Origin of the sequence: Streptosporangium sp. H16, from assembly GCF_051918855.1 — a bacterium.
GTDB lineage: Bacteria > Actinomycetota > Actinomycetes > Streptosporangiales > Streptosporangiaceae > Streptosporangium.
Genome location: NZ_JBPXMD010000009.1, coordinates 164,669 through 189,407, shown reverse-complemented (window position 1 = coordinate 189,407; position 24,739 = coordinate 164,669). Strand labels below are relative to the sequence as shown.

23 protein-coding genes are annotated in these 24,739 nt (G+C 72.1%); 14 read left to right on the top strand and 9 right to left on the bottom strand.

Annotated features, from left to right (window positions below):
* Positions 1-78: 78 nt before the first annotated feature.
* On the bottom strand, positions 79-1,731 hold the full coding sequence (locus ACTOQ2_RS17620; RefSeq protein ID WP_440100610.1) for a fumarate hydratase: 1,653 nt from the start codon (positions 1,729-1,731) through the stop codon (positions 79-81).
* Positions 1,732-1,981: 250 nt separating this feature from the next.
* On the opposite strand from ACTOQ2_RS17620, the gene ACTOQ2_RS17615 reads away from it, so the two are divergent.
* The gene (locus tag ACTOQ2_RS17615) at positions 1,982-2,350 is read left to right on the top strand and encodes a hypothetical protein (protein ID WP_440100609.1); all 369 of its coding nucleotides are present in this window, start codon (positions 1,982-1,984) and stop codon (positions 2,348-2,350) included.
* Here ACTOQ2_RS17615 and ACTOQ2_RS17610 read toward each other — a convergent pair.
* On the bottom strand, positions 2,256-3,227 hold the full coding sequence (locus tag ACTOQ2_RS17610) for a DMT family transporter (RefSeq protein ID WP_440100608.1): 972 nt from the start codon (positions 3,225-3,227) through the stop codon (positions 2,256-2,258). The genes ACTOQ2_RS17615 and ACTOQ2_RS17610 overlap by 95 nt on opposite strands.
* 67 nt (positions 3,228-3,294) lie before the next feature.
* On the opposite strand from ACTOQ2_RS17610, the gene pdxR reads away from it, so the two are divergent.
* The 7 genes from pdxR (at position 3,295) to iolD (ending at position 11,692) form a co-directional block, all read left to right on the top strand.
* A complete protein-coding gene (gene pdxR / locus ACTOQ2_RS17605; RefSeq protein ID WP_440100607.1) occupies positions 3,295-4,833 on the top strand; it encodes a MocR-like pyridoxine biosynthesis transcription factor PdxR in 1,539 nt (512 codons plus the stop codon).
* A gap of 143 nt (positions 4,834-4,976) precedes the next feature.
* Positions 4,977-5,954, top strand: a complete 978-nt coding sequence (locus tag ACTOQ2_RS17600; protein ID WP_440100606.1) for a Gfo/Idh/MocA family protein — start codon at positions 4,977-4,979, stop codon at positions 5,952-5,954.
* Between the two features lie 50 nt (positions 5,955-6,004).
* Positions 6,005-7,012 (top strand): TIM barrel protein, encoded by a 1,008-nt coding sequence (locus ACTOQ2_RS17595; RefSeq protein WP_440100605.1) that lies wholly within the window; start codon positions 6,005-6,007, stop codon positions 7,010-7,012.
* Positions 7,009-7,974 carry a 5-dehydro-2-deoxygluconokinase gene (gene iolC, locus ACTOQ2_RS17590; RefSeq protein ID WP_440100604.1) on the top strand — a complete coding sequence of 322 codons (966 nt, stop codon included), beginning with the start codon at positions 7,009-7,011 and terminating at the stop codon, positions 7,972-7,974. The genes ACTOQ2_RS17595 and iolC overlap by 4 nt, the downstream gene beginning before the upstream one ends.
* On the top strand, positions 7,971-8,852 hold the full coding sequence (locus ACTOQ2_RS17585) for a Cgl0159 family (beta/alpha)8-fold protein (RefSeq protein ID WP_440068334.1): 882 nt from the start codon (positions 7,971-7,973) through the stop codon (positions 8,850-8,852). Before iolC ends, ACTOQ2_RS17585 begins: the two co-directional genes overlap by 4 nt.
* Positions 8,853-9,012: 160 nt before the next feature.
* Positions 9,013-9,831 carry a 5-deoxy-glucuronate isomerase gene (iolB, locus tag ACTOQ2_RS17580; RefSeq protein ID WP_440100603.1) on the top strand — a complete coding sequence of 273 codons (819 nt, stop codon included), beginning with the start codon at positions 9,013-9,015 and terminating at the stop codon, positions 9,829-9,831.
* A 19-nt stretch (positions 9,832-9,850) separates the two neighbouring features.
* Complete coding sequence (gene iolD, locus ACTOQ2_RS17575) at positions 9,851-11,692, top strand: 3D-(3,5/4)-trihydroxycyclohexane-1,2-dione acylhydrolase (decyclizing) (protein ID WP_440100602.1); 1,842 nt, start codon at positions 9,851-9,853, stop codon at positions 11,690-11,692.
* A gap of 13 nt (positions 11,693-11,705) precedes the next feature.
* Here iolD and ACTOQ2_RS17570 read toward each other — a convergent pair whose 3' ends face one another.
* Positions 11,706-12,872 carry an MFS transporter gene (locus ACTOQ2_RS17570; RefSeq protein ID WP_440100601.1) on the bottom strand — a complete coding sequence of 389 codons (1,167 nt, stop codon included), beginning with the start codon at positions 12,870-12,872 and terminating at the stop codon, positions 11,706-11,708.
* Between the two features lie 130 nt (positions 12,873-13,002).
* On the opposite strand from ACTOQ2_RS17570, the gene ACTOQ2_RS17565 reads away from it, so the two are divergent.
* The gene (locus tag ACTOQ2_RS17565; protein WP_440100600.1) at positions 13,003-13,605 is read left to right on the top strand and encodes a DUF1707 SHOCT-like domain-containing protein; all 603 of its coding nucleotides are present in this window, start codon (positions 13,003-13,005) and stop codon (positions 13,603-13,605) included.
* 217 nt (positions 13,606-13,822) lie between these two features.
* Here ACTOQ2_RS17565 and glpX read toward each other — a convergent pair whose 3' ends face one another.
* Complete coding sequence (glpX, locus tag ACTOQ2_RS17560) at positions 13,823-14,857, bottom strand: class II fructose-bisphosphatase (protein WP_440100599.1); 1,035 nt, start codon at positions 14,855-14,857, stop codon at positions 13,823-13,825.
* Positions 14,858-14,939: 82 nt separating this feature from the next.
* Between glpX and ACTOQ2_RS17555 the strand changes: the two genes are divergently transcribed.
* Positions 14,940-15,545: a TetR/AcrR family transcriptional regulator gene (locus tag ACTOQ2_RS17555; RefSeq protein ID WP_440100598.1), complete on the top strand. Its 606-nt coding sequence runs from the start codon at positions 14,940-14,942 to the stop codon at positions 15,543-15,545.
* A 38-nt stretch (positions 15,546-15,583) separates the two neighbouring features.
* Positions 15,584-16,117, top strand: a complete 534-nt coding sequence (locus ACTOQ2_RS17550; RefSeq protein ID WP_440100597.1) for a DUF4245 domain-containing protein — start codon at positions 15,584-15,586, stop codon at positions 16,115-16,117.
* Positions 16,118-16,206: 89 nt separating this feature from the next.
* Here the strand turns inward: ACTOQ2_RS17550 and ACTOQ2_RS17545 are convergent, their stop codons facing one another.
* On the bottom strand, positions 16,207-16,437 hold the full coding sequence (locus ACTOQ2_RS17545) for an exodeoxyribonuclease VII small subunit (RefSeq protein ID WP_440068350.1): 231 nt from the start codon (positions 16,435-16,437) through the stop codon (positions 16,207-16,209).
* Positions 16,438-16,626: 189 nt separating this feature from the next.
* Here ACTOQ2_RS17545 and ACTOQ2_RS17540 point away from each other — a divergent pair, with 189 nt between their 5' ends.
* The gene (locus ACTOQ2_RS17540; RefSeq protein WP_440068351.1) at positions 16,627-17,094 is read left to right on the top strand and encodes a GNAT family N-acetyltransferase; all 468 of its coding nucleotides are present in this window, start codon (positions 16,627-16,629) and stop codon (positions 17,092-17,094) included.
* On the opposite strand, the gene xseA is transcribed toward ACTOQ2_RS17540, so the two are convergent.
* Positions 17,072-18,280: an exodeoxyribonuclease VII large subunit gene (xseA, locus tag ACTOQ2_RS17535; RefSeq protein ID WP_440068353.1), complete on the bottom strand. Its 1,209-nt coding sequence runs from the start codon at positions 18,278-18,280 to the stop codon at positions 17,072-17,074. The genes ACTOQ2_RS17540 and xseA overlap by 23 nt on opposite strands.
* Before the next feature lie 27 nt (positions 18,281-18,307).
* Positions 18,308-19,828, bottom strand: coding sequence for a hypothetical protein (locus ACTOQ2_RS17530; RefSeq protein ID WP_440100596.1), 1,521 nt, complete (start codon positions 19,826-19,828; stop codon positions 18,308-18,310).
* A gap of 112 nt (positions 19,829-19,940) precedes the next feature.
* Here ACTOQ2_RS17530 and ACTOQ2_RS17525 point away from each other — a divergent pair, with 112 nt between their 5' ends.
* On the top strand, positions 19,941-20,909 hold the full coding sequence (locus tag ACTOQ2_RS17525) for a 4-hydroxy-3-methylbut-2-enyl diphosphate reductase (RefSeq protein WP_440100595.1): 969 nt from the start codon (positions 19,941-19,943) through the stop codon (positions 20,907-20,909).
* Between the two features lie 120 nt (positions 20,910-21,029).
* On the opposite strand, the gene ACTOQ2_RS17520 is transcribed toward ACTOQ2_RS17525, so the two are convergent.
* Both ACTOQ2_RS17520 and rmuC read right to left on the bottom strand, forming a co-directional pair.
* A complete protein-coding gene (locus tag ACTOQ2_RS17520; protein ID WP_440100594.1) occupies positions 21,030-21,572 on the bottom strand; it encodes a DUF6542 domain-containing protein in 543 nt (180 codons plus the stop codon).
* Positions 21,573-21,714: 142 nt separating this feature from the next.
* Positions 21,715-23,019: a DNA recombination protein RmuC gene (rmuC, locus tag ACTOQ2_RS17515; protein ID WP_362685602.1), complete on the bottom strand. Its 1,305-nt coding sequence runs from the start codon at positions 23,017-23,019 to the stop codon at positions 21,715-21,717.
* Positions 23,020-23,204: 185 nt separating this feature from the next.
* Here rmuC and ychF point away from each other — a divergent pair, with 185 nt between their 5' ends.
* On the top strand, positions 23,205-24,293 hold the full coding sequence (ychF, locus tag ACTOQ2_RS17510; RefSeq protein WP_440100593.1) for a redox-regulated ATPase YchF: 1,089 nt from the start codon (positions 23,205-23,207) through the stop codon (positions 24,291-24,293).
* Positions 24,294-24,739 lie beyond the last annotated feature (446 nt).

Genomic DNA, 24,739 nt, shown 5'->3' with positions numbered 1-24,739 from the left:
CGCTCCGACGTCGAGCTCGTCGACCTCGGGCGCCTGTACGGCGGATCCTGACGGGGCGCCGCCCCGCCGGGGAGGCGGTCAGCGGCGGCCGATGGTCAGGACGGGGCCGGTGGAGTCGGTGAAGAAGTCCTCGCCCTTGTCGTCCACGACGATGAAGGCGGGGAAGTCCTCGACCTCGATCTTCCAGACGGCCTCCATGCCCAGCTCGGGGTACTCAAGGACCTCCACCTTCTTGATGCAGTCCTGGGCGAGGCGGGCGGCGGGGCCGCCGATGGAGCCGAGGTAGAAGCCGCCGTGGGTCCGGCACGCGTCGGTGACCTGCTTGGAGCGGTTGCCCTTGGCGAGCATGACCTTGGAGCCTCCGGCCGCCTGGAAGCGTTCGACGTAGGAGTCCATCCGCCCGGCGGTGGTGGGACCGAAGGAGCCCGAGGCGTATCCCTCGGGGGTCTTGGCGGGCCCGGCGTAGTAGACCGCGTGGTTCTTGAGGTATTCCGGCATCTCGCCGCCCGCGTCCAGCAGCTCGCCGATCTTGGCGTGCGCGATGTCGCGGGCGACCACCAGCGGCCCGGTCAGCGACAGGCGGGTCTTGACCGGGTATCTGGTCAGTTCGGCGAGGATCTCCGGCATCGGGCGGTTGAGGTCGATCTTGACGACGTCGTCCGAGAGGTGGTCGTCCGTGGTCTCCGGCAGGAACCTCGCCGGGTCGGTCTCCAGCTGCTCCAGGAAGACCCCCTCGGGGGTGATCTTCGCCAGGGCCTGGCGGTCGGCGCTGCAGGAGACCGCGATGGCGACGGGGCAGGAGGCGCCGTGGCGGGGGAGGCGGATGACGCGGACGTCGTGGCAGAAGTACTTGCCGCCGAACTGCGCGCCGATGCCGAGCTTCTGGGTGAGCTCGAAGACCTTGGCCTCCAGCTCGGTGTCGCGGAAGCCGTGGCCCGAGGGGGAGCCCTCGGTGGGGATGGAGTCCAGGTAGCGGGCGCTGGCGTACTTGGCGGTCTTCAGGGCGAACTCGGCGGACGTGCCGCCGACGACGATCGCCAGGTGGTACGGCGGGCAGGCGGCGGTCCCGAGGGAGCGGATCTTCTCCTCCAGGAACTGGAGCATCCGCTTCTCGTTGAGCACCGCCTTCGTCTCCTGGTACAGGAACGACTTGTTGGCGCTGCCGCCGCCCTTGGCCATGAACAGCAGCTTGTACTCGTCGGGGTGGCCGCCCGGGTCCTCGGCGTAGAGCTCGATCTGCGCGGGGAGGTTGGAGCCGGTGTTCTTCTCCTCCCACATGGTGAGGGGGGCCATCTGGGAGTAGCGCAGGTTGAGCCGGGTGTAGGCGTCGTAGACCCCGCGGGAGATGTGCTCGGCGTCGGCGCCGTCGGTGAGCACGTGGCGTCCGCGCTTGCCCATCACGATCGCGGTGCCGGTGTCCTGGCACATCGGGAGCACGCCGCCCGCCGAGATTGACGCGTTCTTCAGCAGGTCGAGGGCGACGAAGCGGTCGTTCCCGCTCGACTCGGGGTCCTCGATGATCTTGCGGAGCTGGGCGAGGTGGGACGACCGCAGGTAGTGGGAGATGTCATGGACGGCGGTCTCGGTGAGGAGCCGCAGCGCCTCGGGCTCGACCTCCAGGAACCTGCGGCCCGCGGCCTCGACGACCCGTACCCCCTCGGCGGTGATCAGACGGTACTCCGTCTCGTCCGGTCCCATGGGAAGCAGGTCGGTGTAGTCGAACTCGGGCATCGTCGTCGATCCTCCGTGCGGGCGCTGTTTTCCCTAGAGGGTACGGCCTCGCCTTCACGCTCCGTCCTCGCGGTCGGTGCGGCGACCTCCCTCCCCCGAGCCGCGCGCAACCGGATGGACATATGACACTAAATCAGCATATTTGGGGCAAGTATTAGTAGGTTATGCGTCTTTTGTGGACATATGTCCGAATGTACGGGGAAAGGGGAAAGGAGCCGGGCCGAGCGTCCGGCGGAAGCTGGGAGACAGCATGGATATCGGAAACACCGTTCTGGCCGGAAACATCATCCTGCTGGCAATCGTGGCCGTCTTCGTGGTGGCCGGTCTCGGCGTGTCACTGATAGCCATCACGCTGACGAGCATCAAGGAATCCAACGGCCGTACCCCCCAGTGGCCGGTGAGCTGGCCGGAGCCCCCGATGACCCTCTCCCGGCAGCGGCTGAAGGTCGCCTCCGGGCGGGCGAGCCTGCCCTCGCAGCAGGTGACCCTGTCCCTGCGGCGGGCCGGCGAGCCCGCGCGGCGGATCAGCCTGCCCCAGCGGGTCGAGATCCCCCGGCAGCGGCCCGCTCCGCCTCAGCCGGTCGACGTACCCCCGCAGCGGGTGAGCCCGCTGAGCTGAGGCCGATGACGATGCCGGTGACCACGAGCGCGGCGCCGAGCAGGTCGGGCATCGACGGGGCGCCCAGGCCGAGGACGGCGCCGGTGACGATGGCGCCGACCGGGATCAGCCCGGCGAACAGTCCCGCCCTTCCCGGGCCGAGTCGGGGCAGGGCGTCGTACCAGAGGAAGAACGCCACGGTCGTCACGATCAGCGCCTGATAAGCCAGGCCCGCCGCCTCGGAGACCGTCGGCACGCGGAACATCGCGGTGCCGTCCGCGAGCAGGCCGGCGACCACCAGCATCGGCACGGCCAGCGTCACCGAGTACGCGGAGACGCGCACCGCGCCCAGCTTCGGCAGCAGCGGGATGGCCAGCATGGAGAAGCAGAGCTCGCAGCCCAGCGCGCCCAGTGACCAGAGCAGTCCGGCCAGGTCGCCGCTGCCCAGCCCGGCGGCCACCGTCGCCCCGGCGGCGACCAGCGCCGCCGCGCCGAGCAGCCGGGGCGAGGGGCGCCCGCCGAGCAGGGCCAGCGCCAGCGGCACGGTGCCGAGGACGGTCCCGACCAGGGCCGGGCCGCCGTGCCGGGTGGCCTCGACCACGCACACATTGAAGATCACCAGTCCCGTCAGGGAGAGCGTCGCCAGCAGCGCCGTCTCGCGGGCCGTGAGCCGTACGAACCGCAGCCCCGCGACCCGGGCGACGGTGATCAGGGCCGCGGCCGCGAGCAGGTGGCGCAGAGCCTGGCCGCCGTAGACCGGGTAGGCCCCGATCACCCCGGCGACCCCCGCCAGGGTGCCCACCAGGAACATCGCCGTCGCGGCCTGGACCGGGCCGCGCGACTCCCGCAGGGCGGTGGGGCGGGTGGTGGGGCGGGTGGTGCTGACATCCACGTTCATGTGCGGAATGCTAGGAAGCCAATGGCACCCCTGTCGGGTCCAATGTGGCAGCGAAACAGAGGACCAATTGGCCGATCTGCACCTCGTCGTCGACCGGGCGGCGGGCGGCCTCGCCGCCCAGATCGCCAGCGAGCTCCGCGAGGCGGTACGCCGCGGGCGGCTGGCCGCGGGGGTCAGGCTGCCCGCCAGCCGCGAGCTGGCCAGGGACCTCGGCCTCTCCCGAGGCGTGGTGGTCGAGGCGTACGAGCAGCTCGTCGCCGAGGGGTTCCTGATCTCCCGGATCGGGGCGGGAACCGTCGTGGCCCCCGCCGCGGGCCGTCCCGCCGCCCTTCCCGTCCCTCCCGCCGGTTCTGACGGCCCCGACGGCCCTTCCCCGACGCCGGAGGGCCCGCCGCGCGCCGGGTCCCGGACCGCGGAGGCCCGCGGCGCGCGAAGGGAGCGCGAGCCGTACCACGGGCGCCGCTCCACCGCGCCCGACCTGGGGGCGTTCCCCAGGGAGCGATGGCTGGCCTCGATGCGCAGGACGCTCGCCGCGCTGCCCGCCGAGGCCCTGGACTACGGCGATCCCGGCGGCGTCCCCGCGCTGCGCGAGGAGCTGGCCGCCTATCTCAGGAGGGTCAGGGCGGCCGATGTGAGCCCGGACAACCTGGTGATCGTGGGCGGGGTGGCCCAGGGGATCAGCCTCACGATCCAGGCGCTCGCGGGGAGGCTTCCCCGGGGCCGGTCGCCCCACGATCTCGGCTGGTTCGTCCGGCGGGCCTCGCGTCCGGCGCCGCCCCCCGGCCGGCTCCGGCTGGCGGTCGAGGACCCGGCCGGGGGACGCCAGCTCCCGCTGCTGCACGCCGCGGGCGCGGACCTGGTCGCCGTCCCGGTGGACGGGGAGGGCGTCGACGTCGGGGCCCTGGCCGCGACCGGGGCGCGTGCGGTGCTGCTCACCCCCGCGCACCAGTACCCGACGGGCGTCGTGCTCTCGCCCCGCCGCCGCGCCGAGCTGATCGAGTGGGCCGCCGCGACCGGAGCGGCGATCCTGGAGGACGACTACGACGCGGAGTTCCGCTTCGACCGCGACCCGGTGGGCTGCCTGCAGGGTCTCGCCGCCGACCGGGTGATCCTCATCGGGAGCGTCAGCAAGTCCCTGGCCCCCGGGCTCCGCCTGGGCTGGGTGGCCGCGCCGCCCGAGATCGCCGAGTCGCTGCGGCTGGCCCGCGGCGAGCTGGACCTGGGCTCGCCCGTCCTGGAGCAGTACGTCCTGGCCGACTTCGTCACGACCGGCGGCTACGACCGGCACCTGAGAAGGATGCGCCGGGAGTACCGCGCCCGCCGCGACGCCTTCACGCTGGCGCTCGGCGAGCACCTTCCCGAGATCGCCGTGCGGGGCGTCTCCGCCGGGCTCCACCTGCTCGCCGAGCTGCCGTACGGCTGGGACGAGGCGGCGGTGGCGGAGACGGCCCAGGAGTGCGGGCTCGCGGTCGAGCCGGTGGGCCCGATGCGGCACGCCCCGGGCCCGCCCGCGCTGGTGATGGGCTTCGCCCGCCTGCCCGCCCGCCGCGCCGACGCGACGATCCGCGCCCTCGCGGACGCCCTGCGCCGTCGCCCCGTCCCATGAGCAGGCCTCCCACCTGCGGATACGTTCGCGCCGGAGCTTCCGGTGCGGCTCGATGGATCGTCTGTATGTCCTGACAAATTCTTGACGGCTTCTGACTCGTCGCTTAGAACTGGAGATCGACCGCTTTCTTCTTCGGAGGCACGATGCGTGTTGGACTACTGGGACTCGGCAGGATCGGGGTGTTCCACGCCGCGACCCTGGCGGCGCATCCCGGGGTCGACGAGCTGGTGGTGAGCGACGCGGACGGCGGGCGGGCGGCGGAGGTGGCCGCCAGGCTGGGAGCCCGGGTGGGGGACGCGTTCGACAGCGACGCGGTGGTGATCGCCACTCCCACGGTGACCCACGCCGAGCTGCTGACGCGCGCCTGCGCCAAGGGGGTTCCGGCGTTCTGCGAGAAACCGGTGGCGCCCGGCGTACGGGACACCCTCCGCGTGCTCGACGCGGCCAGGCGGAGCGGCACGGTCGTGCACATCGGCTTCCAGCGGCGCTTCGACGCCGGATACGCCGCGGCGAGGAGGGCGCTGGCCGGCGGCGAGTTGGGCACGCTGTACCGGGTGCACATGGTGAGCGCCGACCCCCACCCACCCGACCCCGGATACATCCCGATGTCCGGTGGCATCTACCGCGACTGCCACATCCACGACTTCGACATCCTGCGCTGGGTCACCGGCAGGGAGGCCGACACCGTCTACGCGACCGGCGCCAACCGGGGCGAGGCGTTCTTCGCCGAGGCGGGCGACGTCGACAACAGCGCCGCGCTGCTCACCATGGACGACGGCACGCTCGTCACCCTTCAGGGGTCGCGGTACAACGGCGCCGGGTACGACGTGCGGATGGAGCTGGCGGGCACCCTGCGGACCTGGGCGGTCGGCCTCGACCCGCGCGTGCCGCTGACCAGCTCCGAGGGCCTGCAGCCGCCGGGCGAGCCCTGGCCCGACTTCGCGGCCAGGTTCGAGCACGCCTACATCGCCGAGCTCGACGCGTTTCTCGGCGCGGCGCGGGGGGAGACGGAGAGTCCCTGCACTGTCGAGGACGCCCTCGCGGCGCTCTACCTCGCCGAGGCCGCGGAGCTGTCCCGGCGCGAGGGTCGTCCGGTGCGCGTCACGGAGGTGATCGTGTGAGAAGAGGCGACCCGGTGAGAGAGACCGGCTCCGCCGACGGAGGCGGTCCGGTGCGAACGGCCGGCGCGCCCATTTCCTGGGGGGTCTGCGAGGTCCCCGGCTGGGGGCGGCAGCTGGATCGTTCCCAGGTGCTCGCCGAGATGAGGGAGCTGGGCCTGACGGCCACCGAGCTCGGCCCCGAGGGGTTCCTGCCGCCCTCGCCGACGCGCTGCCGCTCCCTTCTCTCGGAGTACGGGCTGCGGGCGGTGGGTGGGTTCGTCCCCGTTGTCCTGCACGAGGCCGGCCACGACCCGCTCCCGGTCGTCCGGGCCGCGATGCGCGCCTTCATGGACGGCGAGGTGGACGTGGTCGTGCTGGCCGCCTCCACCGGCGGTGAGAGCTACGACGCCAGGCCGGAGCTGGACGCGGCCGCCTGGAAGACCCTCATGGGCAACCTGCGCCGGATCCTCAAGAACGCCAAGGAGTTCGGCAGGACCGTCACCCTGCACCCGCACATCGGGACCGTGGTGGAGAACCGGGAGGAGGTCCAGCGGGTGCTCGACGACAGCGCGATGCCGCTCTGCCTCGACACCGGCCACCTTCTCGCGGGCGGCACCGACCCCGCGGAACTGGTCTCCCACGCCGCGGGGCGGATCGCGCACGTCCACCTCAAGGACGTGGACGCCGCCGTGGCCGGGCGGGTCAGGGCGGGCGAGCTGACCTACACCCGGGCGGTGAAGGACGGCCTCTACCGCCCGCTGGGCCGGGGTGACGTGGACCTCCCCGCCATCGTCGGCGGCCTGACCAGGGCAGGGTACGACGGCTGGTACGTCCTGGAGCAGGACGTCGTGCTGGGCCCCGCCGACGGTGACCTCGACGGCGACCCCGACGGCGACCCCGGCGGCCCCGGCGCTCCCAGGAATTCCGGCGACCCCAAGGGGAACGTCCGCGAGAGCCTGGCGTACCTGAGGAAGCTCACCGGCGACGAGACCGGGCCGGAGAGCGGCGGGACCGGGAACGGCAGGTCGGGGAGCGGCGGGACCGGGAGCGGCGAGCCGCCCGGCGAGGGACGCGCATGATCGAGGTTCTGGCCATGGGACGGGCCGGGGTCGACATCTACCCGCTGCAGGTGGGGGTGTCGCTGCGCGAGGTCGAGACCTTCGGCAAGTATCTGGGCGGCAGCCCCACCAACGTGGCCGTGGCCGCCGCCCGGCTGGGCCGCTCCAGCGCGATGATCACCAGGACCGGGGACGACCCGTTCGGGCTCTTCGTGCACGACGCGCTGCGCGAGTACGGGGTCGACGACGGCTTCGTCACCTCGGTCGCGCACCTGCCCACCCCGGTGACGTTCTGCGAGATACGGCCGCCGGACGACTTCCCTCTTTACTTCTACCGTTTCCCCAAGGCCCCGGACCTGGAGATCTTCCCCGAGGAGCTGGACCTGGAGGCCGTCGCGGGAGCCCGGCTCTTCTGGGCGACCGTCACCGGGCTGTCCCAGGAGCCCTCCCGGAGCGCGCACCTCGCGGCCTGGCGGGCCAGGGGACGCGTGCCGCACACCGTGCTGGACCTCGACTACCGCCCGATGTTCTGGTCCGGCGCGGAGGAGGCCGGCGAGCAGGTGCGCGAGGCCCTGCGTCACGTCACGGTGGCGGTGGGGAACCAGGACGAGGTCGAGGTGGCGACCGGCACCCGCGAGCCGCACGAGGCGGCCGCGGCGCTGCTGGCGGCGGGCGTCGAGCTCGCGATCGTGAAGCGGGGGGCGGGCGGGGTGCTCGGCATGACCGCGGGCGAGACGGTGGAGGTGCCGCCGGTGCCGGTGGAGGTGGTCAACGGCCTCGGCGCGGGAGACGCCTTCGGCGGTGCCCTCTGCCACGGCCTCCTCGAACGCTGGCCCCTGGAGACCACGCTGCGGTTCGCCAACGCGGCCGGGTCCATCGTCGCGGGACGGCTGGCCTGCGCCCCGGCCATGCCACGGATCGACGAGGTGATGGACGTGCTCGGCGCGAGCGGTGACGGCCGGACAGGGCGGGGAGGCACATGAACGAACGAGAGCACCGGACGCTCCTCGACACGCGGGCGCGGTTTCCCGGGCGGATCGCCGAGGCGGCGGCGGCGCGGCGGCGCGGGAGACCACTGGAGGAGCGCGACCGGCTCCTGATCATCGCCGCGGACCACACCGCCAGGGGCGTCGTCGGCGTCGGCAGCCGTCCCGGGGCGATGGAGAGCCGCGTCGAGCTGCTGGAACGCCTGTGCGTGGCACTGTCCAGGCCCGGCGTGGACGGCGTGCTCGGCACCCCCGACATCGTCGAGGACCTTCTGCTGCTCGGCGCGCTGGAGGGCAAGGTCGTGATCGGCTCGATGAACCGGGGCGGCCTGCACGGGTCGGCCTTCGAGTTCGACGACCGCTTCACCGCCTACGACACCTCCTCGATCGTCAGGACGCGCCTGGACGGCGGCAAGATGCTCTGCAGGATCGGCATGGACGACCCCGCCACCGCCCGCACCCTGGAATCGTGCGGCCGGGCCGTCACCGAGCTCGCCTCGCACGACCTGGTCGCGATGGTCGAGCCGTTCTGGTCCCGGCGGGCGGGCGGCGCGGTCACCCACGACCTGTCGCCCGAGGGGGTCATCCGGTCCATGCACGTCGCCCAGGGACTCGGCGCGACCTCCGCGCGCACCTGGCTGAAGATCCCGGTCGTGGACGGCATGGAACGGGTGATGCGGGCCACCACGCTGCCGACACTGCTCCTGGGGGGCGACCCGGGCGGCGCGCCGGAGCTCACCTACGCGGCCTGGCGCGAGGCTCTGCGACTTCCTGGCGTGCGGGGTCTGGTGGTGGGCCGCGCGTTGCTGTATCCCTCCGATGACGACGTGGCCGCGGCCGTCGACACCGCCGCGGCGATGCTGGAGGTGACATGAACGGGAGACCGGGCCGGAACCGCATCGGCGAGGGCGCGCACGGGAGACCGGATCGGGGCGGCGACGGCGACGGCGGCACGTACGGGAGACCGGGCCGGAACCGCGACGGCGAGGGCGCGCACGGGAGACCGGATCGGGGCGGCGACGGCGAGGAGCGGCCATGACCTTCGTTCCCGCGGGAAGCACCGCGCGGGCGCCGTGGGCGCTGTCGATCACCCCGGAGGCGGCCGGGTGGACGTACGCGGGGCTCCGCGTGCTCTGCCTGTCCGGCGAGGGCGTGGAGTTCGACACCGGTGACGAGGAGATGCTGGTCCTGCCGCTGTCGGGCACGTGCGTGGTCGAGTGCGACGGGGAGCGGCTCACGCTGGACGGCAGGACCTCGGTCTTCCACGCGGTCACCGACTTCGCGTACCTGCCCGTCGGCGCGACCGCGCGGATCACCGGCGAGGGCCGCTTCGCCCTCCCCGCCGCCCGCGCGACCAGGCGTTTCCCCGTAAGGTACGGTCCCGCGCGGGCGGTCCCCGTCGAGGTGCGCGGGACGGGGCCGGCCAGCCGCCAGGTCAACAACTTCTGCGCCCCCGACGCCTTCGACTGCGACAAACTCGTCGCGGTGGAGGTGCTGACCCCCGGCGGGAACTGGTCGTCGTACCCGCCGCACAAGCACGACACGGCCTCCGAGCACGAGGCCGTGCTGGAGGAGATCTACTACTTCGAGGGCGGCCCCGGCTACCAGCGGGTGTACGGCACCCACGACACCCTGGCCGAGGTGGCCGCCGGAGACGTGGTGCTCGTCCCCAGCGGCTACCACGGCCCGTCGATGGCGGCCCCCGGCTACGACCTCTACTACCTGAACGTGCTGGCCGGGCCCGCGCCCGAGCGGTCGATGGCCTTCTGCGACGACCCCCGGCACACCTGGATCCGCTCCTCGTGGGCACAGCAGCCGATCGACCCGAGGCTTCCGATGACAAAGGCCCTGTAGGACCTTGTGAGGGATTGCGATGAGACTCACCGTGGCACAGGCGCTCCTGCGGTTCCTCGCGAACCAGTGGTCGGAGCGCGACGGAGTGGAACACCGGCTGGTGGCCGGATGCCTGGGCATCTTCGGCCACGGCAACGTCGCCGGGATCGGGCAGGCCCTGGCCGAGCGGGGGGCCGGCACGGACGGCGACCTCCCGTACTACCTGGCGCGCAACGAGCAGGCCATGGTGCACACCGCCGTCGGCTACGCGCGGGCCCGCAACCGGCTGTCCACCTTCGCCTGCACCTCCTCGATCGGCCCCGGCGCCACCAACATGGTCACCGGGGCGGCGCTGGCCACGATCAACCGGATCCCGGTGCTGCTGCTGCCCGGTGACGTCTTCGCCACCCGCGCCGCCGACCCGGTCCTGCAGCAGCTGGAGGACCCCCGTTTCCCCGACGTGACCGTCAACGACGCGCTGCGTCCCGTCTCCCGGTTCTTCGACAGGATCAACCGGCCCGAACAGCTCCTCGCGGCCCTTCCGGCCGCGATGCGGGTGCTGGCCGACCCGGCCGAGACGGGCGCGGTCACCCTGGCGCTGCCGCAGGACGTGCAGGCGGAGGCGTACGACTGGCCCGAGGAGCTGTTCGCCCGCCGGGTGTGGCACGTGGCGCGCCCCGTCCCCGAACCCGCCGCGCTGGCGCGGGCGGCCGAGCTGGTCAGGCGGTCGCGGCGGCCGTTGATCGTGGCGGGGGGCGGGGTGGTCTACAGTGAGGCGTGGGAGACGCTGGCCGCGTTCGCCGCCGACCACGGCGTCCCGGTGGGGGAGACCCAGGCGGGCAAGGGGACGCTGCCCTACGACCACCCCTGCGCGGTCGGCGCGATCGGGCACTCCGGCACCGCCGCCGCCAACGACCTGGCCCGCGACGCCGACCTGGTCATCGGGGTCGGCACCCGCTACACCGACTTCACCACCGCCTCCCGGACCCTGTTCGGCGAGGCCGCGTTCCTCAACGTCAACGTCGCGGCCTTCGACGCCGCCAAGCACTCCGGCGAGATGCTCGTCGCCGACGCCCGCGAGGCACTGCGCGCCCTGGACCTCGGCGACTGGAGCGCCGACCTCGGCTGGACCGCCAGGGCGACGCGCCTGACCCACGAGTGGCAGGAGCAGGTCTCCCTGCTGACGACCGGGGACGCGCTGACCCAGCCGGTGGTGCTCGGCATGGTCAACGAGGTGGCCCGGCCCTCGGACGTGGTGGTCAACGCGGCCGGATCGATGCCCGGCGACCTGCACAAGCTGTGGCGGGCGAGCGACCCGAAGTCCTACCACGTCGAGTACGGCTACTCCTGCATGGGCTACGAGATCGCCGGAGGGCTCGGGGTGAAGCTGGCCGCGCCCGAGCGAGAGGTGTTCGTGCTGGTCGGCGACGGGTCCTACCTGATGATGGCCCAGGAGATCGCCACCGCCGTGCAGGAGGGCGTCAAGCTCGTCGTGGTGCTGGTCGACAACCGGGGCTTCGCCTCCATCGGCGGGCTGTCAGAGGCGGTCGGCGCGGGGCGCCTGGGCACCGCCTACCGGATGCGCGGGGCCGGGGGCGCGCTGGACGGGGCCCTCCTCCCGGTCGACCTGGCCGCCAACGCGGCCAGCCTGGGCGCCGACGTGATCCGCGCCGACGGCCCCGAGTCCCTGCGGGTGGCCCTCACCAAGGCGAGGGAGGCCGTCGGCACCACCGTCGTGTACGTCGAGACGGTGCCGGGCCCCGGTCCCCAGACCACGGCCTGGTGGGACGTCCCGGTGGCGGAGGTGTCGGGGCTGCCGGAGGCGCGGCGGGCCCGCGCCGCCTACGAGCAGGCCAAACGGGACCAGCGCACCTACCTGTGAGGTCCTTTCTGGGCTACGGCCGCGCGGCGGGTTCCGGGTCCGGCCGGAAGCCCCTGGCGAGGAACACGATCAGGGCCACCAGGACGGCGGCGGGCACGAAGGCCACCCGGATGCCCACCGTGTCGTTGAGCGTCCCGACCACGGCGGCACCGACGAGGAAGCCGACGTAGTTGAACATGTTGACCCGCGCGATCGCGGTCTCCGCCCCGGCACCCAGCCGGCCCGCCGCCGAGAACGACAGCGGGGCGATGACGGACAGGCCGACGCCGATCAGGCCGAACGACACGACGGCCACCGCGACGCCGGGCGCCACGACGACCCCCAGCGTGCCCACGGCCGCGATCACCGCGCCCACCCGGGCCACCGGCGCCGGGCCGTACCTGCGGACGGCGAGATCGCCGGGGACCCGGGCCAGGAGCATGGTCGCCTGGTAGACGAAGTAGGCGAACGGCACCAGCCAGCCGCTCGCCGCCAGCGCCTTCTCCATGTAGACCGTGCTGTAGTTGGAGACCGCCGCGTCACCGACGTACAGGAACGCCATCGCCAGGCAGAGCGGGATGATCGGCCGCCACGGCACCCGGGCCGCCACGTGCGCGGCCCGCTCGGTGGACCCCTCCTCCTCCCGCCCGTAGAGGCGGGGAAGCATGATCACCGAGATCACCGCGCCGATCAGCACCGGGACGGAGAAGGACCAGCGCAGTTCCACGCCGAGCCCGCTGAAGGCGGAGTTGAACCCGGCCCCCAGCATCGAGCCGACACTCCACACGGCGTGGAAGCCGGTCAGCACGCTCATGCCGTACCGGCGCTCGACCGCGACCGCCTGCATGTTCATCGCCGCGTCCACCGCGCCGACGAACAGGCCGAACACGGCGCTGAGCGCGTACAGGCCGACGAGCTGGTCGTTCCAGCCCGACAGGATCACCGTGGTGCAGACGCCGACCTGGGAGATCCGCAGGACCGGGGCGCTGCCGTACCGGCTCGCCAGGAGACCCGCGACCGCGCTGCCGACACCGGCGATCACCGGCACGAGCAGCAGGACCAGGGTGAGGTCGCCGTCGCTGAGCCCGAACTTGTGCTGGAGGTCGATCACATGGGTGAGCAGGGTGGCGAAGCAGAGGCCCTGGACGAAGAAGGCCGCCCAGGTCGCCACGCGCGCCTGCCGGTCACGTGGGGTCGGCATGACGACCTCCGGGGAACATGAGGGGGATTCAAGTTCACGTCAGGGTATGGGCGGGCCACCCGGGGGTCAATGGCCGTTCACCTGCCGGTGACCGGGCTGCCGGAGCCCCGGCAGGGATTATGGTCGAAGGGTGGAGAGTCCCCGTCCCCCCGCCGTCCGCCGTTACGCCCCCGAGCCACGTCCCGCCGATCTGAGGGCCGGAGACACCGACCGCGAGAGGGTGGCCGCCGTGCTGGGCGACGCGCTCGCCGACGGGCGCCTCGACCACGAGGAGCACGACGAGCGCACCGAGGCCCTCTACCGGGTCCGCACGCTGGGAGAGCTCTCCGCGCTCACCGCCGACCTGCTGCCGCCCGAGGAGCAGCCGCTCCGCACCGACGTCCGCCCGGTGACGGCGTTCTTCGGCTCCGAGGAGCGCTCGGGCCGCTGGGTCGTGCCGACCCGGTTCACGGCCACCGCGATCTGCGCCAACGTCAAGCTCGACCTGCGTGACGCGCTGCTCCAGTCCAGCCACGTGACCCTGCACGTCACCGTGATGGGCGGCACCCTGACCCTGATCGTCCCCGAGGGGGTGCGGATCGAGATGCCCGCCTCGGCGTTCATGGGCGGGAAGAAGAACCAGGTCCCGGCCTCGCCAGACGGGCCGGTCATCGAGATCACCGGCGTCGTCACGCTCGGGAGCATCGTGGCCAAGTCCCCCAAGCGTCCTCGCCGCTCCTGGTTCCGCCGCTGACGCCGCTTTCCGGGCGTAACCGCTCTTCGGAGTCGAGGGTCCTTCGCCGCCGACCGCCGACCGCCGACCGCCGGTGTCCCGTTCCGGCTCCGTCGCCGGCACCGTTCCCTGGCGTCGCCGCTCCCCGGCCGGGGGCTCTCGGCCGAGAGCCCCCGGCCGGGGAGCTCCACCGGGGCCGCTCCCCGGCCGGCGCCGATCCCGGCTCCGGTGCCGCCGCTCAGCTGGCGCTGTCGAAGTTGATCGCGCTGTAGGCCCGCAGCTTCCAGAGCTGGTGCTCGCTCTCGATCTTCCGTATCGTCCCGGAACGGCCGCGCATGACCAGGGAGTTGGTGATGGCCCTCCCCGCGCGGTAGCGGACGCCCTGCATCAGCTCGCCGTCGGTGATCCCGGTGGCCGCGAAGAACACGTCGTCGGACCTGACCAGGTCGTCGGTGCTCAGCGTGGCATCGAGGTCGAGGCCCGCGTCCAGCGCCCGGCGGCGCTCGGCGTCGTCCTGCGGCCAGAGCTTCCCCTGGATGACGCCGCCCAGGCACTTGAGCGCGCAGGCGGCGATGATGCCCTCCGGGGTACCGCCGATGCCGAGCATCAGGTCGACGCCCGTGCCCACCCGGGCCGCCATGATCGCACCGGCCACGTCACCGTCGGTGATGAGCCTGATCCGGGCGCCGGTCTCCCGGATCTCACGGATGATCTTTTCGTGGCGGGGCCGGTCGAGGACGACCACGGTCACGTCCGAGGGCTCGCCGCCCTTGGCGCGGGCCACCGCGGAGATGTTGTCGGCCACCGGGGCGTTGATGTCGACCGACGAGGCGGCCTCGGGGCCGGTGACCAGCTTGTCCATGTAGAAGACGGCCGACGGGTCGTACATCGAGCCGCGCTCGCTGACCGCGATCACCGAGATGCCGTTGGGCATGCCGAGCGCGGTGAGCCGGGTGCCGTCGATCGGGTCCACGGCCACGTCGCACGCCGGGCCGCTGCCGTCGCCCACGTGCTCGCCGTTGTAGAGCATCGGCGCGTTGTCCTTCTCACCTTCGCCGATCACCACCACGCCGCTCATGGACACCGTGTTGATCAGCTGGCGCATGGCGTTCACCGCGGCGCCGTCGGCGCCGTTCTTGTCACCCCGCCCGACCCAGCGGGCACCGGCCATCGCGGCCGCCTCCGTGACCCGGACCAGTTCCAGAGCGAGGTTGCGATCGGGTGCGTGTTCTCCCGTGGCGAGGGCGTCGGGAACGGACGTCTCATCAGACATGGTGGGAAACCCCTCTCGTGGTCAATGCAACGATCGTAGTTGGCACCCCTCTGACCGGTCGGCGGAGGATAATGTGCCCACCATGAGCAGCGACACGGAACGACTGGTGAAAGGCGTGGGTGCGCGGACCTCCGAGCGGGGTGCCGCCACGCGCGTCGCGCTCCTGTCCGCCGCGAGGGAGATCTTCGTCACGAGCGGTTTCGCCGAGGCCGGGGTCACCGACGTGGTCGCCCGCGCGGGAGCGAGTGTCGGAAGTCTTTACCACCACTTCTCCGGAAAGGCCGACCTCTACCTCACCCTCTTCGAGGAGTTCCAGACCCGTCAGACCCAGCGGACCAAGCAGGCGGTCCAGGACTCCAGGGCCGACGGTGAGAGCGACCCGATGCGGCTGTTCATCGCCGGGGCCCGCGCCTACCTGGAGGGCTGCCTGACCGAGCGGGAGATCTCCGCGCTGTTCCTGCGCGGAGACGGGCCGCCGGGGTTCGAGCTCATCATGCGCGACCGGCTCAGGCAGTGGGCCAAGCGCAACGCGGCCCTGTTCGAGGGCGACGAGGGAGCGCTGGTCGTGGTCCTCACCGGCGCGCTCGCCGCCGCGGTCTCCGAGGTCGCCCTGTCCGACGACGAGGACGCCTCCCGGGCCCTGGCCGAGGACGTGCTGACCATCATCGCCCAGATCCGCCGCCCCTGAGGCCGGACCGCCCTCCCGAACGGATAGTGTCGACAGTCGTGCGAAAGTTCACTCAGGGCTTCTACGGCTACGTGTTCGCGATGGCGGTCTGTCTGGGCGCCGTCGGCCTGTTCCTGCTGGTCACGCCGCAGAGCAGAACCGAGCACATCCCCAGGGTCGACTACTCGATCGCCCTGGCCGACCTGCGCCGCACGGCGCCCTTCCAGATGTGGGCACCCGAGCCCGTCGCCGCCGGATGGGTCCCGAACAGCTCCAGGAACACGAACGTCAACGGCGTCACGACCTGGAGGCTCGGCTTCGCCACCGCCAAGCGCTTCCACGCGATGCTCGCCCAGAGCAACGAGAAGCCCGCTGCCGGGTTCGCCAACCGCCTCTCCAACACCTCCACGGTCACCGGCACCGTCCAGATCAACGGCGTGACCTGGGAGCAGCGCCTCCGCGAGGACAAGAACCAGCGTTCCCTCGTCCGGTTCCTGCCGGACGTCACGATCGTCGTCACCGGCACCGCCCCGTGGGACGAGCTGTCCGCCCTGGCCGGCTCCCTCGAGCAGCAGCCGAAGGTCACTTCCTGAGGTCCGCCCACCCGGAAGGCCTCTGAGGCGCGGGAGCGCTCGGACCGGGCCGCACAGAAGGCTCAGAAGGCTAAAGAAGGCTAAAAGGCTCAGAAGGGGGCGTCTCCGGCGGAGTCGGGCTGCCGCCGCTGCGCCATGGCCGCCGCGAGCTTCACCCTGGCACCCTGGAGCCACTCCTCGCAGACCGCGGCCAGCCTCTCGCCGCGCTCCCAGAGCTCGATCGACTGTTCCAGGGTGAGCCCGCCCGCCTCAAGGCTGCGGACCACCTCGGTCAGCTCCTCGCGCGCCTGCTCGTACGACGGTGTCTTCTCATCGGCCACGCACCCCACCTTAGGTCGTGTCCCGGGGATCTTCAGCCCGTGAGGTCCACCCGGCGTGGTCCCGGCGCGGCCACACCGGTGAGATCCGCCCGTCGGCGCCTCGCCGTACCGCCCGCGGCCCCGCCCGAGGTGATCCACTGGCGCCTCCCCGGCTGCTCCACCGTGGCGTACGGCTGGGAGGATGCTCGGATGAACGTTCGCGACGCGACCCCGGAGGACATTCCCGAGCTGGTGCGTCTCCGTGAGGTCCTGGCCGACCGGATGGCCCAGGACGGCACCTACCCGATCGACGAGGAGTGGCAGGGGGCCTACGCGGAGAGCCTCGAGGAGCGGCTGGGCAGTTCCGACACGGCCGTCTACGTGGTGGACGCCCCCCAAGGACTGGCGGCCTGCGGGGTCGGCCTCATCTTCCAGCGCTTTCCCGGCCCCTCCCTCCCCGACGGCCGCTACGGCTACGTCCAGGGCATGGCCACCGACCCCCGGCACCGGCGCCGGGGCCACGGCCGGGCGATCATCGGAGCCCTCCTGGAGTGGTACCGCGACAGCGGGGTCCGCAGGGTCGACCTCCACGCGACCTCCGACGCCGAGCCCCTCTACCGGCAGTTCGGCTTCGTCGACGACGGCTACCCCTCGCTCACGTGGCGGTCTCACTCCTGACCGTCACCCGGTCGTCGGGGAAGCGCACCGTCAGCTCGTCACCGGGGGAGACCTCGCTCGCGAGGCGTACGACGTCGCCCGAGGGGCGCTGCACGATCGCGTAGCCGCGCTCCAGCGTGGCGGCGGGGGACAGCGAGACCAGGCGGGCGCGCAGGTGCTCCAGCGAGTCCTGGGCGCGGTCCAGGGAGGCGGTGAGGGAGCGTCTCGCCCGGTCCCTGAGCTGCTCGGCCTGCTCGGCCCTGCGTTCGACCTCGCGCACCGGGTCGGCGAGAGATGGCCGGGAGCGGGCCGCCGCCAGCCAGGCCGTCTCGCGGTCGAGCCAGCCGCCCGCCACCCTTCGGCCCCGGTCGCGGAGCTGGCGGATCAGCGTCATCTGCTCGCCGACGTCCGGCACGACCTTCTTCGCCGCGTCCGTCGGCGTGGACGCGCGCACGTCGGCGACGAGGTCGAGCAGCGGATTGTCCTGCTCGTGACCGATCGCGCTGACCACGGGCGTGCGGCACGCCGCGACCGCCCGGACGAGGGCCTCGTCCGAGAAGGGCAGCAGATCCTCCATCGACCCGCCGCCGCGCGCGACCACGATGACGTCGACCTCGCCGTCCGCGTCGAACTTGCGCAGCGCCTCGGTGACCTCGCCGACCGCGTACGGCCCCTGCACGGCCACCGGCTCGACCTTGAACCGCACGGCGGGCCAGCGGCGCCGCGAGTTCTCCAGCACGTCGCGCTCGGCGGCCGAGTCACGACCGCAGATCAGCCCGACCGTGCCCGGCAGGAACGGCAGCCGCCGCTTCCTGTCGACGCCGAAGAGCCCCTCGGACGCGAGCAGCTGGCGCAGCCGCTCCAGCCGCGCCAGCAGCTCGCCGACCCCGACCGGCCGCAGCTCCAGCGCGGTGAACGCGAAAGAACCCTTGTTGACCCAGAAGTCGGGCTTCAGGTGGGCCACGATCCTCGCGCCGTCCACCGGCCGGGGGAGGGTCGCCTCGTACACGCCACGCGGGCAGGTGACCCGGGCCGACACGTTGGCCACCGGGTCACGCAACGTCAGGAACACCGTGCCGCCGCGGGCGGTCAGCTCGGTGATCTGTCCCTCGACCCAGACGGTGCCGAGCTTGCCGATCCAGCCGCCGACCATCTGCAACACCGTGCGAACCGGGAGGGGCTGCTCAGGGGTGGTCTTCGAGCTCATGGCCGGGAGCCTACGCGCCGGGAGTGACTATTCCGCGGTCTCCAGCTTGGCCAGGCGGTTCTCGTACATCCGCACGACGGCCTCGCGGTTGGTGGTGGCCCGCTCGTAGGTGATCAGTTCCAGGATCTGCCCGGCCGTCCTGCCGCGCATCCGCGCCCGCAGGGACGCGACCGTCAGCTCCGCGTAACCGGGCAGCGGCTCGGCGGGCGTGCCGGTCGCCACCGTGGAGGAACCGGTCGCCTCGGCCGCCTCGGGAGCCGCGGCCCTGGTCTCCGCCACCTCGACCGCCGCGGCGTCCGCGGTCTCGGGCTTCGCGGTCTCGACCCTCGTCACCTCGACCTTCACCGCCGAGGGGGTCTCGAGCACGGCCTCCGCGGGGGCGTTCGACGTGCTGCTCCCCGCGGCGCTCGTCAGGGCGCCGCTCTCCGCGCTCTCGGTGGTGTTCTCGGCCACGGTCTCCGCGGGGGCGGCCTTGGTGGTCTTGCGGGTCCTGGTCGCCCTGGCCTTCGGAGCGGTCTGGGCGGCCTCGGGCGCGGTGGTCTCGGACTGCGCGGCCTGCGCGGCCTTGGACTTCCCGGCCTTCGAACCCGCGGCCTTGGAACTTGCGGCCTTGGAACTCACGGCCTTGGAGTCCGCGGTCTCGGGCGCGGCGGCCTCGCCGGCCGGAGCCTTGGCCCGGCTGGTCCTGGGCTTCCTGGCGGGGGTCTCGGCGACCGCGCTCGCCCCGGCGGCCTGGGGCTCCGCGGCCTCGGGCTTCGCGACGGGAGCCTTGGCCCGGGTGGCCCTGGGCTTCCTGGCGGCGGCCTGGGGCTCCGCGGCCTCGGCGGCGGGTGCCTCGGGGGCGGTGGTCTCCGTGGCCTTCGCGGCCTTCGCGGCGGTGCTCTCGGTGACCTCGAGCTCGGCGGGCTTGGTGGGCTCGGCGGCCGGGGTCTCCGCGACCTTGACTTCGACGGCTTCGACGGCTTCGGCGGTGGCCGGGGCCTCCGTGGTCTTCGCCTCCGGGGCGGCGGGGACCTGCGCGGTCTTCGGCTCCGCGGCGGCGGGGGCGTCCGCGACGGTCTCGGCGGGCTTCGCCGTGGCGGTCTCGGCCTCCGGAGCGGCGGGTGCCTCGGCGGTTCCGGCGGTGGCCGGGGCGTCGACGGCCTCGGCCCTGGCCTCGGGAGCCTTGACCTCGGGAGCGGAGGGCGTCGCGGTGTCGGGCTTGGTGGGGCTGAAGATGACCGGGTCGGGAGTGGTCCTGGTCCCGTTGCTCTCGGCGGCGGGCCTGCCCGCGGCCTTCTCCGGGCGCGGCGCGAAGATGACGGGCTCGCGGCGGGTGGGCTCCCCCGCCTGGTCCGCGGTCTTCTCGCCGGTCTTGGCGGGACCGTCGCCGGCCGTCCCGAAGGGCTCGTCGGTCTCGCCCTGGCCGGAGGTGCCCTTGAACCTGTTCCGGACGCGGTCGCCGAGGAGCAGGGCCTGGCCGACCCCGCTCAGCGCGCTCTGCAACATGTGCAGCGGCAGGTCTTTTGCCTTTTGTGTGACATTGCGGATCATGTCGGGGACTGACATATCGTCTCCCTGGGAGGTCTGTATCGAGAAGGCTAGTGTGGCAAGACTTGTGCCGCATGAACCTGTGGGACGTATGGGCTGTCTCGCGGGCGTGTCCACGTAGCATAAGAGCATGACTTCAGACACCCCCGCGACCCGACGCGTACTAGTGGCGAAGCCCCGTGGTTACTGCGCGGGGGTTGATCGTGCGGTGCAGGCCGTGGAGAAGGCGCTGGAGCAGTACGGCGCCCCGATCTACGTTCGTAAGCAGATCGTCCACAACACCCACGTGGTCAAGACGCTGGAGCAGCGCGGGGCGATCTTCGTCGAGGAGACCGAGGAGGTGCCCGAGGGCGCCATCGTCGTCTTCTCCGCTCACGGGGTCTCCCCGGCCGTCCACCAGGAGGCCGCCCTGCGCAGCCTCAAGACGATCGACGCCACCTGCCCCCTGGTGACCAAGGTGCACAACGAGGCCAAGCGCTTCGCCTCCCAGGACTACGACATCCTCCTCATCGGCCACGAGGGCCACGAGGAGGTCGAGGGCACCGCGGGCGAGGCGCCCGACCACGTCCAGCTCGTCGACGGCCTGCACTCGGTCGACACCGTGCGGGTCAAGGATCCCGAGCGGCTGGTCTGGCTGTCACAGACCACGCTGTCGGTGGACGAGACGACCGAGACGGTCTCCCGGCTCAAGGAGCGCTTCCCCAACCTGATCGACCCCCCGAGCGACGACATCTGCTACGCCACCCAGAACCGCCAGGTCGCGGTCAAGGAGATCGCGGCCCAGGCCCAGCTGGTCATCGTCGTCGGCTCGGAGAACTCCTCCAACTCCAAGCGGCTGGTCGAGGTCGCCCTCGACCACGGGGCCGACGCCTCCTACCTGGTCGACGACGCCTCGCTCATCGACGACGCCTGGCTCGACGGCGTCACCACGGTCGGCGTGACGAGTGGCGCCTCGGTGCCCGAGGAGCTCGTCGCCGAGGTCCTGGCCCGCCTGGCGCGGAACGGTTTCGAGGACGTCGAAGAGGTCGAGTCCGTCCACGAGAGCGTGCGCTTCGCGCTCCCGCACGAGCTGCGCAAGGACCTGCGCGCCACGGTCTGATCACGCTGATCACGGGTCCGGATCACGCGGCTCCGATCAGGCACCCACCTCGGGAGACCCCGTCACCCGAGGGCCCCTCAGGCGAGGCCTCGCTCACGGGCGAGGCCTCACGCCCGGCCGCTACTGCCCCTCGCGCGGGGTGCCGTACACCTTGGGCTCGAAGTACCCCTCGGGCTCGGGGGCGAAGGCAGTGCCGTCGCCGGCGCCGCCGTCGCCGTCGCTCCTCGGGCGGGGGACCGAGGCCTTGGTCGCCTTGAGCTCCTCGCGCAGCTCGCGGACGCAGCGGGTCAGGCCGCGGCGCCAGGCGATGACCAGCACCAGGAACGAGCCGCCGAACAGCCAGGGGGCTCCCTGCGACAGCGCCGTGTACATGCCCAGGCCGAAGGCCTGGACGGGGGTGGCCGCGAACAGGGAGCGGACCGCCTCGATGAACGCGGTGGTCACGAAAAAGACCAGGGGCGGGGACACCACCAGCGACAGCAGGTCCCGGCGGTTCACGAGCGACGCGGCGGCCACGCAACCGGCCACGAACGCCGCCCCGGTCAGCGCCGCCACTCCCAGCAGCGCCTGCAGCAGGCTGCCCACCAGCGTGGACGCCAGTACGAAGGCCAGCGCGCCCCGGACGGTCAGCCGGATGCCCGCGGCCCGGTCAAGCTCACTCATGCGATCACCCCGCCGGCCGGCTGCACGCCGCCTCGCTCGTCCACCACTCGCCCCCTTGACCCTGCCCGGCCCTCGCGGACCTCCGCGTCGTCGACCCCGATGTCTCCAGTGTCCGGCCGCCGGAGCCGTCAGGGAACAGTTTCTAGGGCAGGTCGTTGGCCAACCTACCGTTCAGGCGGGATACGAGAGGTGAGCTTGGCTCCTCTTGCGCGAGCAGTTCCGGCGAGGTCAGGGCACGCGGCAGGTCCTCGACCGCCTGCGGCGTGTCCAGGTCGGTCTCGACCAGCCCCAGGTCGTTCAGCTTGCGGGCGCTCACCAGCACCCGGGTCTCCAGCGAGCCGACCGTCCTGTTGTACGACTCCACGGCCCGGCTCAGCGAGCGGCCCAGGGCGTCGACGTTGCGTCCCATGCTGCTCAGCCGCTCGTACAACTCCTTGCCGACCTCGAAGATCGCCCGCGCGTTCTCGCCGAGCGCGGCCTGCTGCCAGGCGTACTGCGCGGTGCGGAGCATGGTGATCAGCGTGGTGGGCGTGGCGATGTGGACCCGGCGCCGCATGGCGTACTCCAGCAGGGCGGGGTCGCGTTCCAGGGCCGGGGCGAGGAACGCCTCGCCGGGAATGAACAGCACCATGAACTCCGGCGCCGGGCTGAACGCCTGCCAGTAGGGCTTCGAGGCGAGCCGGTCGACGTGGTCGCGCACGTGCCGGGCGTGGGCGTCGAGCCGGGCCGACTGGTGGTCGGGATCGGCCGATTCGGCGGCCTCCAGATAGGCGGACAGCGAGACCTTGGAGTCGACCACGATGTTCTTGCCGCCGGCCAGCCGCACGATCATGTCGGGCCGCAGGACACCGTCAGGCGTGGTGACGCTCACCTGCTCGTCGAAGTCGCAGAACCGCTGCATCCCGGCGATCTCGGCGACTCTGCGGAGCTGGAGCTCCCCCCACCTGCCCCGCGCCTCGGGCCGCTGCAGGGCCCGTACCAGCGAGCTCGTCTGGGCGCGGAGCTGCTCGTTGCTCTCGCGGACGACGTCGATGTGCTTGGCCAGCTCGGCGTGGGCGGCCCGCTGGCCCGTCTGGGTGTCGCGCAGCTGCGTCTCGACGCGGGCCAGGGTGTCCTTCAGCGGCTCGATCAGGTGCTCGACGGCCTGCTTGCGCTGCTCCAGCTCACCGGCCGCCTCGGCCCGGTTGGCGGCCAGCCTCGTCTCCGCCAGTTCCAGGAACCGCAGGTTGTTGACGTCGAGCGCCCGGCTCGACAGGGCCTGGAACCGTTCGGAGAGCTGCCCCTCGATGTAGGCGACCTTCTCTTCGGCGATCTTCGCGCGGGCCTCGGCGTCGGCCAGGCGCGCCGTGACGTCCGCGGCTCCCGAGGAGGCGCGCGCCCGGCCCAGCAGGAACCCGATCGCGAGTCCCGCGGCGAGGCCCACCGCGAGCTGGAAGGAGAGCGCCATGACATCCACCCCGGCATGATTCCAGGCCCGGCCACTCCTGGCGCGCCGACACGCTCCCGAAGCCGGTCTGCTCCCGAAGCCGGTCCGCTCCCGGACCGGAACCGGCTCCGTTCGCGCCCGTGACTCTGACCTGTGACCCGTCCGTGGCGGGTAGCAGTGGGTCATTCCGCGTAAACTCGGCTCACGTGAGCCTGAGCATCGGCATCGTCGGATTGCCCAACGTCGGCAAGTCAACGCTTTTCAACGCGCTGACGAAGACCGCCAACGCCCTGGCGGCGAACTATCCGTTCGCCACCATCGAGCCCAACGTGGGCATCGTCGGCGTTCCCGACCCGCGTCTTGAGAAGCTGGCCGAGATCTTCGGATCCGCCAAGATCCTGCCGGCGAAGGTCGAGTTCGTCGACATCGCGGGTCTGGTCCGCGGCGCCTCCGAGGGACAGGGGCGAGGTAACCAGTTCCTCGCCAACATCCGTGACACCGACGCGATCTGCCAGGTCATCCGGGTCTTCAACGACCCCGACGTGACCCACGTGGACGGCGGCGTAGCCCCCGGGCGCGACATCGAGACGATCAACACCGAGCTGATCCTCGCCGACCTGCAGACGCTGGAGAAGGCGATTCCGCGCCTGCAGAAGGAGTCCAGGACCAACAAGGACCGCAAGGCCGCGCTCGACGCGGCGGAGGCGGCGTTCAAGCTCCTCGACGGCGGCACCACCCTGTACGCCGGGGCCAAGGGCGCGGGCATCGACCCGAAGGACCTGCGCGAGCTGCACCTGCTGACGGCCAAGCCGTTCCTGTACGTCTTCAACCTCGACGCCGACGAGCTGGTGGACGAGAAGCTCCGGGCCCAGCTGTCGGCGCTCGTCGCACCGGCCGAGGCCGTCTTCCTCGACGCGAAGATCGAGTCCGAGCTCGTCGAGCTCGACGAGGCCGAGGCTCTGGAGCTCCTGCAGTCCGTCGGCCAGGAGGAGTCGGGCCTGACCCAGCTGGCCAGGGTGGGCTTCGAGACCCTGGGGCTGCAGACCTACCTGACCGCCGGCCCCAAGGAGACCAGGGCCTGGACGATCCGCAAGGGCGCCACCGCCCCCGAGGCCGCCGGGGTCATCCACACCGACTTCCAGCGCGGCTTCATCAAGGCCGAGATCGTCTCCTTCGACGAGCTCGTGGAGGCCGGATCCATCGCCTCCGCCCGCCAGGCGGGCAAGGCCCGCATCGAGGGCAAGGACTACGTCATGCGCGACGGCGACGTGGTGGAGTTCCGCTTCAACGTCTGACCGCCCGCGTGTCACGAAGGAGGTCCCGGCCCGTCGGCGGGGCGGCCGGGCGTTCCTTCCCGCGGCGATGACAGATCCGGACGCCTGTCCACCCCATCCGAGGATCCATCCCTGGCCGGGCGTGCTGAGTCACGTTATTTGGGGGTTGTGACCCTGGGTGACGTATTTAGTATTAAATGCGCAGGTCGCGACAGTCCGGGAACCGTCCAGTTAGCAATGGGTGGCGTTTGAGTAATCAGCCCACGCGCTGGCCAGGGGTAATGCGCTTTTCGCGGGTCATCGGCGACATCGGCGGCCTCGTCGGCGTTCCAGACCCGGTTTGCTCAGTCATCGCGATGCCTGCAGCATAGGCGTGGCTTTCCTGGAAGAATCGGCTGGGCGGCTAGAGTAAGTGCGTCACCATGGCCAAATGGGATCGGCGGCGATACGACCCCGCACCGGCCGAG

Bases quoted from the DNA above. Each gene is read 5' to 3' on its own strand.
- ACTOQ2_RS17620 (WP_440100610.1), bottom strand. From the start codon at position 1,731: ATGCCCGAGTTCGACTACACCGACCTGCTTCCCATGGGACCGGACGAG.
- ACTOQ2_RS17615 (WP_440100609.1), top strand. From the start codon at position 1,982: ATGGATATCGGAAACACCGTTCTGGCCGGAAACATCATCCTGCTGGCA.
- ACTOQ2_RS17610 (WP_440100608.1), bottom strand. From the start codon at position 3,227: ATGAACGTGGATGTCAGCACCACCCGCCCCACCACCCGCCCCACCGCC.
- ACTOQ2_RS17600 (WP_440100606.1), top strand. From the start codon at position 4,977: ATGCGTGTTGGACTACTGGGACTCGGCAGGATCGGGGTGTTCCACGCC.
- iolC (WP_440100604.1), top strand. From the start codon at position 7,009: ATGATCGAGGTTCTGGCCATGGGACGGGCCGGGGTCGACATCTACCCG.
- ACTOQ2_RS17585 (WP_440068334.1), top strand. From the start codon at position 7,971: ATGAACGAACGAGAGCACCGGACGCTCCTCGACACGCGGGCGCGGTTT.
- iolB (WP_440100603.1), top strand. From the start codon at position 9,013: ATGACCTTCGTTCCCGCGGGAAGCACCGCGCGGGCGCCGTGGGCGCTG.
- iolD (WP_440100602.1), top strand. From the start codon at position 9,851: ATGAGACTCACCGTGGCACAGGCGCTCCTGCGGTTCCTCGCGAACCAG.
- ACTOQ2_RS17570 (WP_440100601.1), bottom strand. From the start codon at position 12,872: ATGCCGACCCCACGTGACCGGCAGGCGCGCGTGGCGACCTGGGCGGCC.
- glpX (WP_440100599.1), bottom strand. From the start codon at position 14,857: ATGTCTGATGAGACGTCCGTTCCCGACGCCCTCGCCACGGGAGAACAC.
- ACTOQ2_RS17555 (WP_440100598.1), top strand. From the start codon at position 14,940: ATGAGCAGCGACACGGAACGACTGGTGAAAGGCGTGGGTGCGCGGACC.
- ACTOQ2_RS17540 (WP_440068351.1), top strand. From the start codon at position 16,627: ATGAACGTTCGCGACGCGACCCCGGAGGACATTCCCGAGCTGGTGCGT.
- xseA (WP_440068353.1), bottom strand. From the start codon at position 18,280: ATGAGCTCGAAGACCACCCCTGAGCAGCCCCTCCCGGTTCGCACGGTG.
- ACTOQ2_RS17530 (WP_440100596.1), bottom strand. From the start codon at position 19,828: ATGTCAGTCCCCGACATGATCCGCAATGTCACACAAAAGGCAAAAGAC.
- ACTOQ2_RS17525 (WP_440100595.1), top strand. From the start codon at position 19,941: ATGACTTCAGACACCCCCGCGACCCGACGCGTACTAGTGGCGAAGCCC.
- ACTOQ2_RS17520 (WP_440100594.1), bottom strand. From the start codon at position 21,572: ATGAGTGAGCTTGACCGGGCCGCGGGCATCCGGCTGACCGTCCGGGGC.
- rmuC (WP_362685602.1), bottom strand. From the start codon at position 23,019: ATGGCGCTCTCCTTCCAGCTCGCGGTGGGCCTCGCCGCGGGACTCGCG.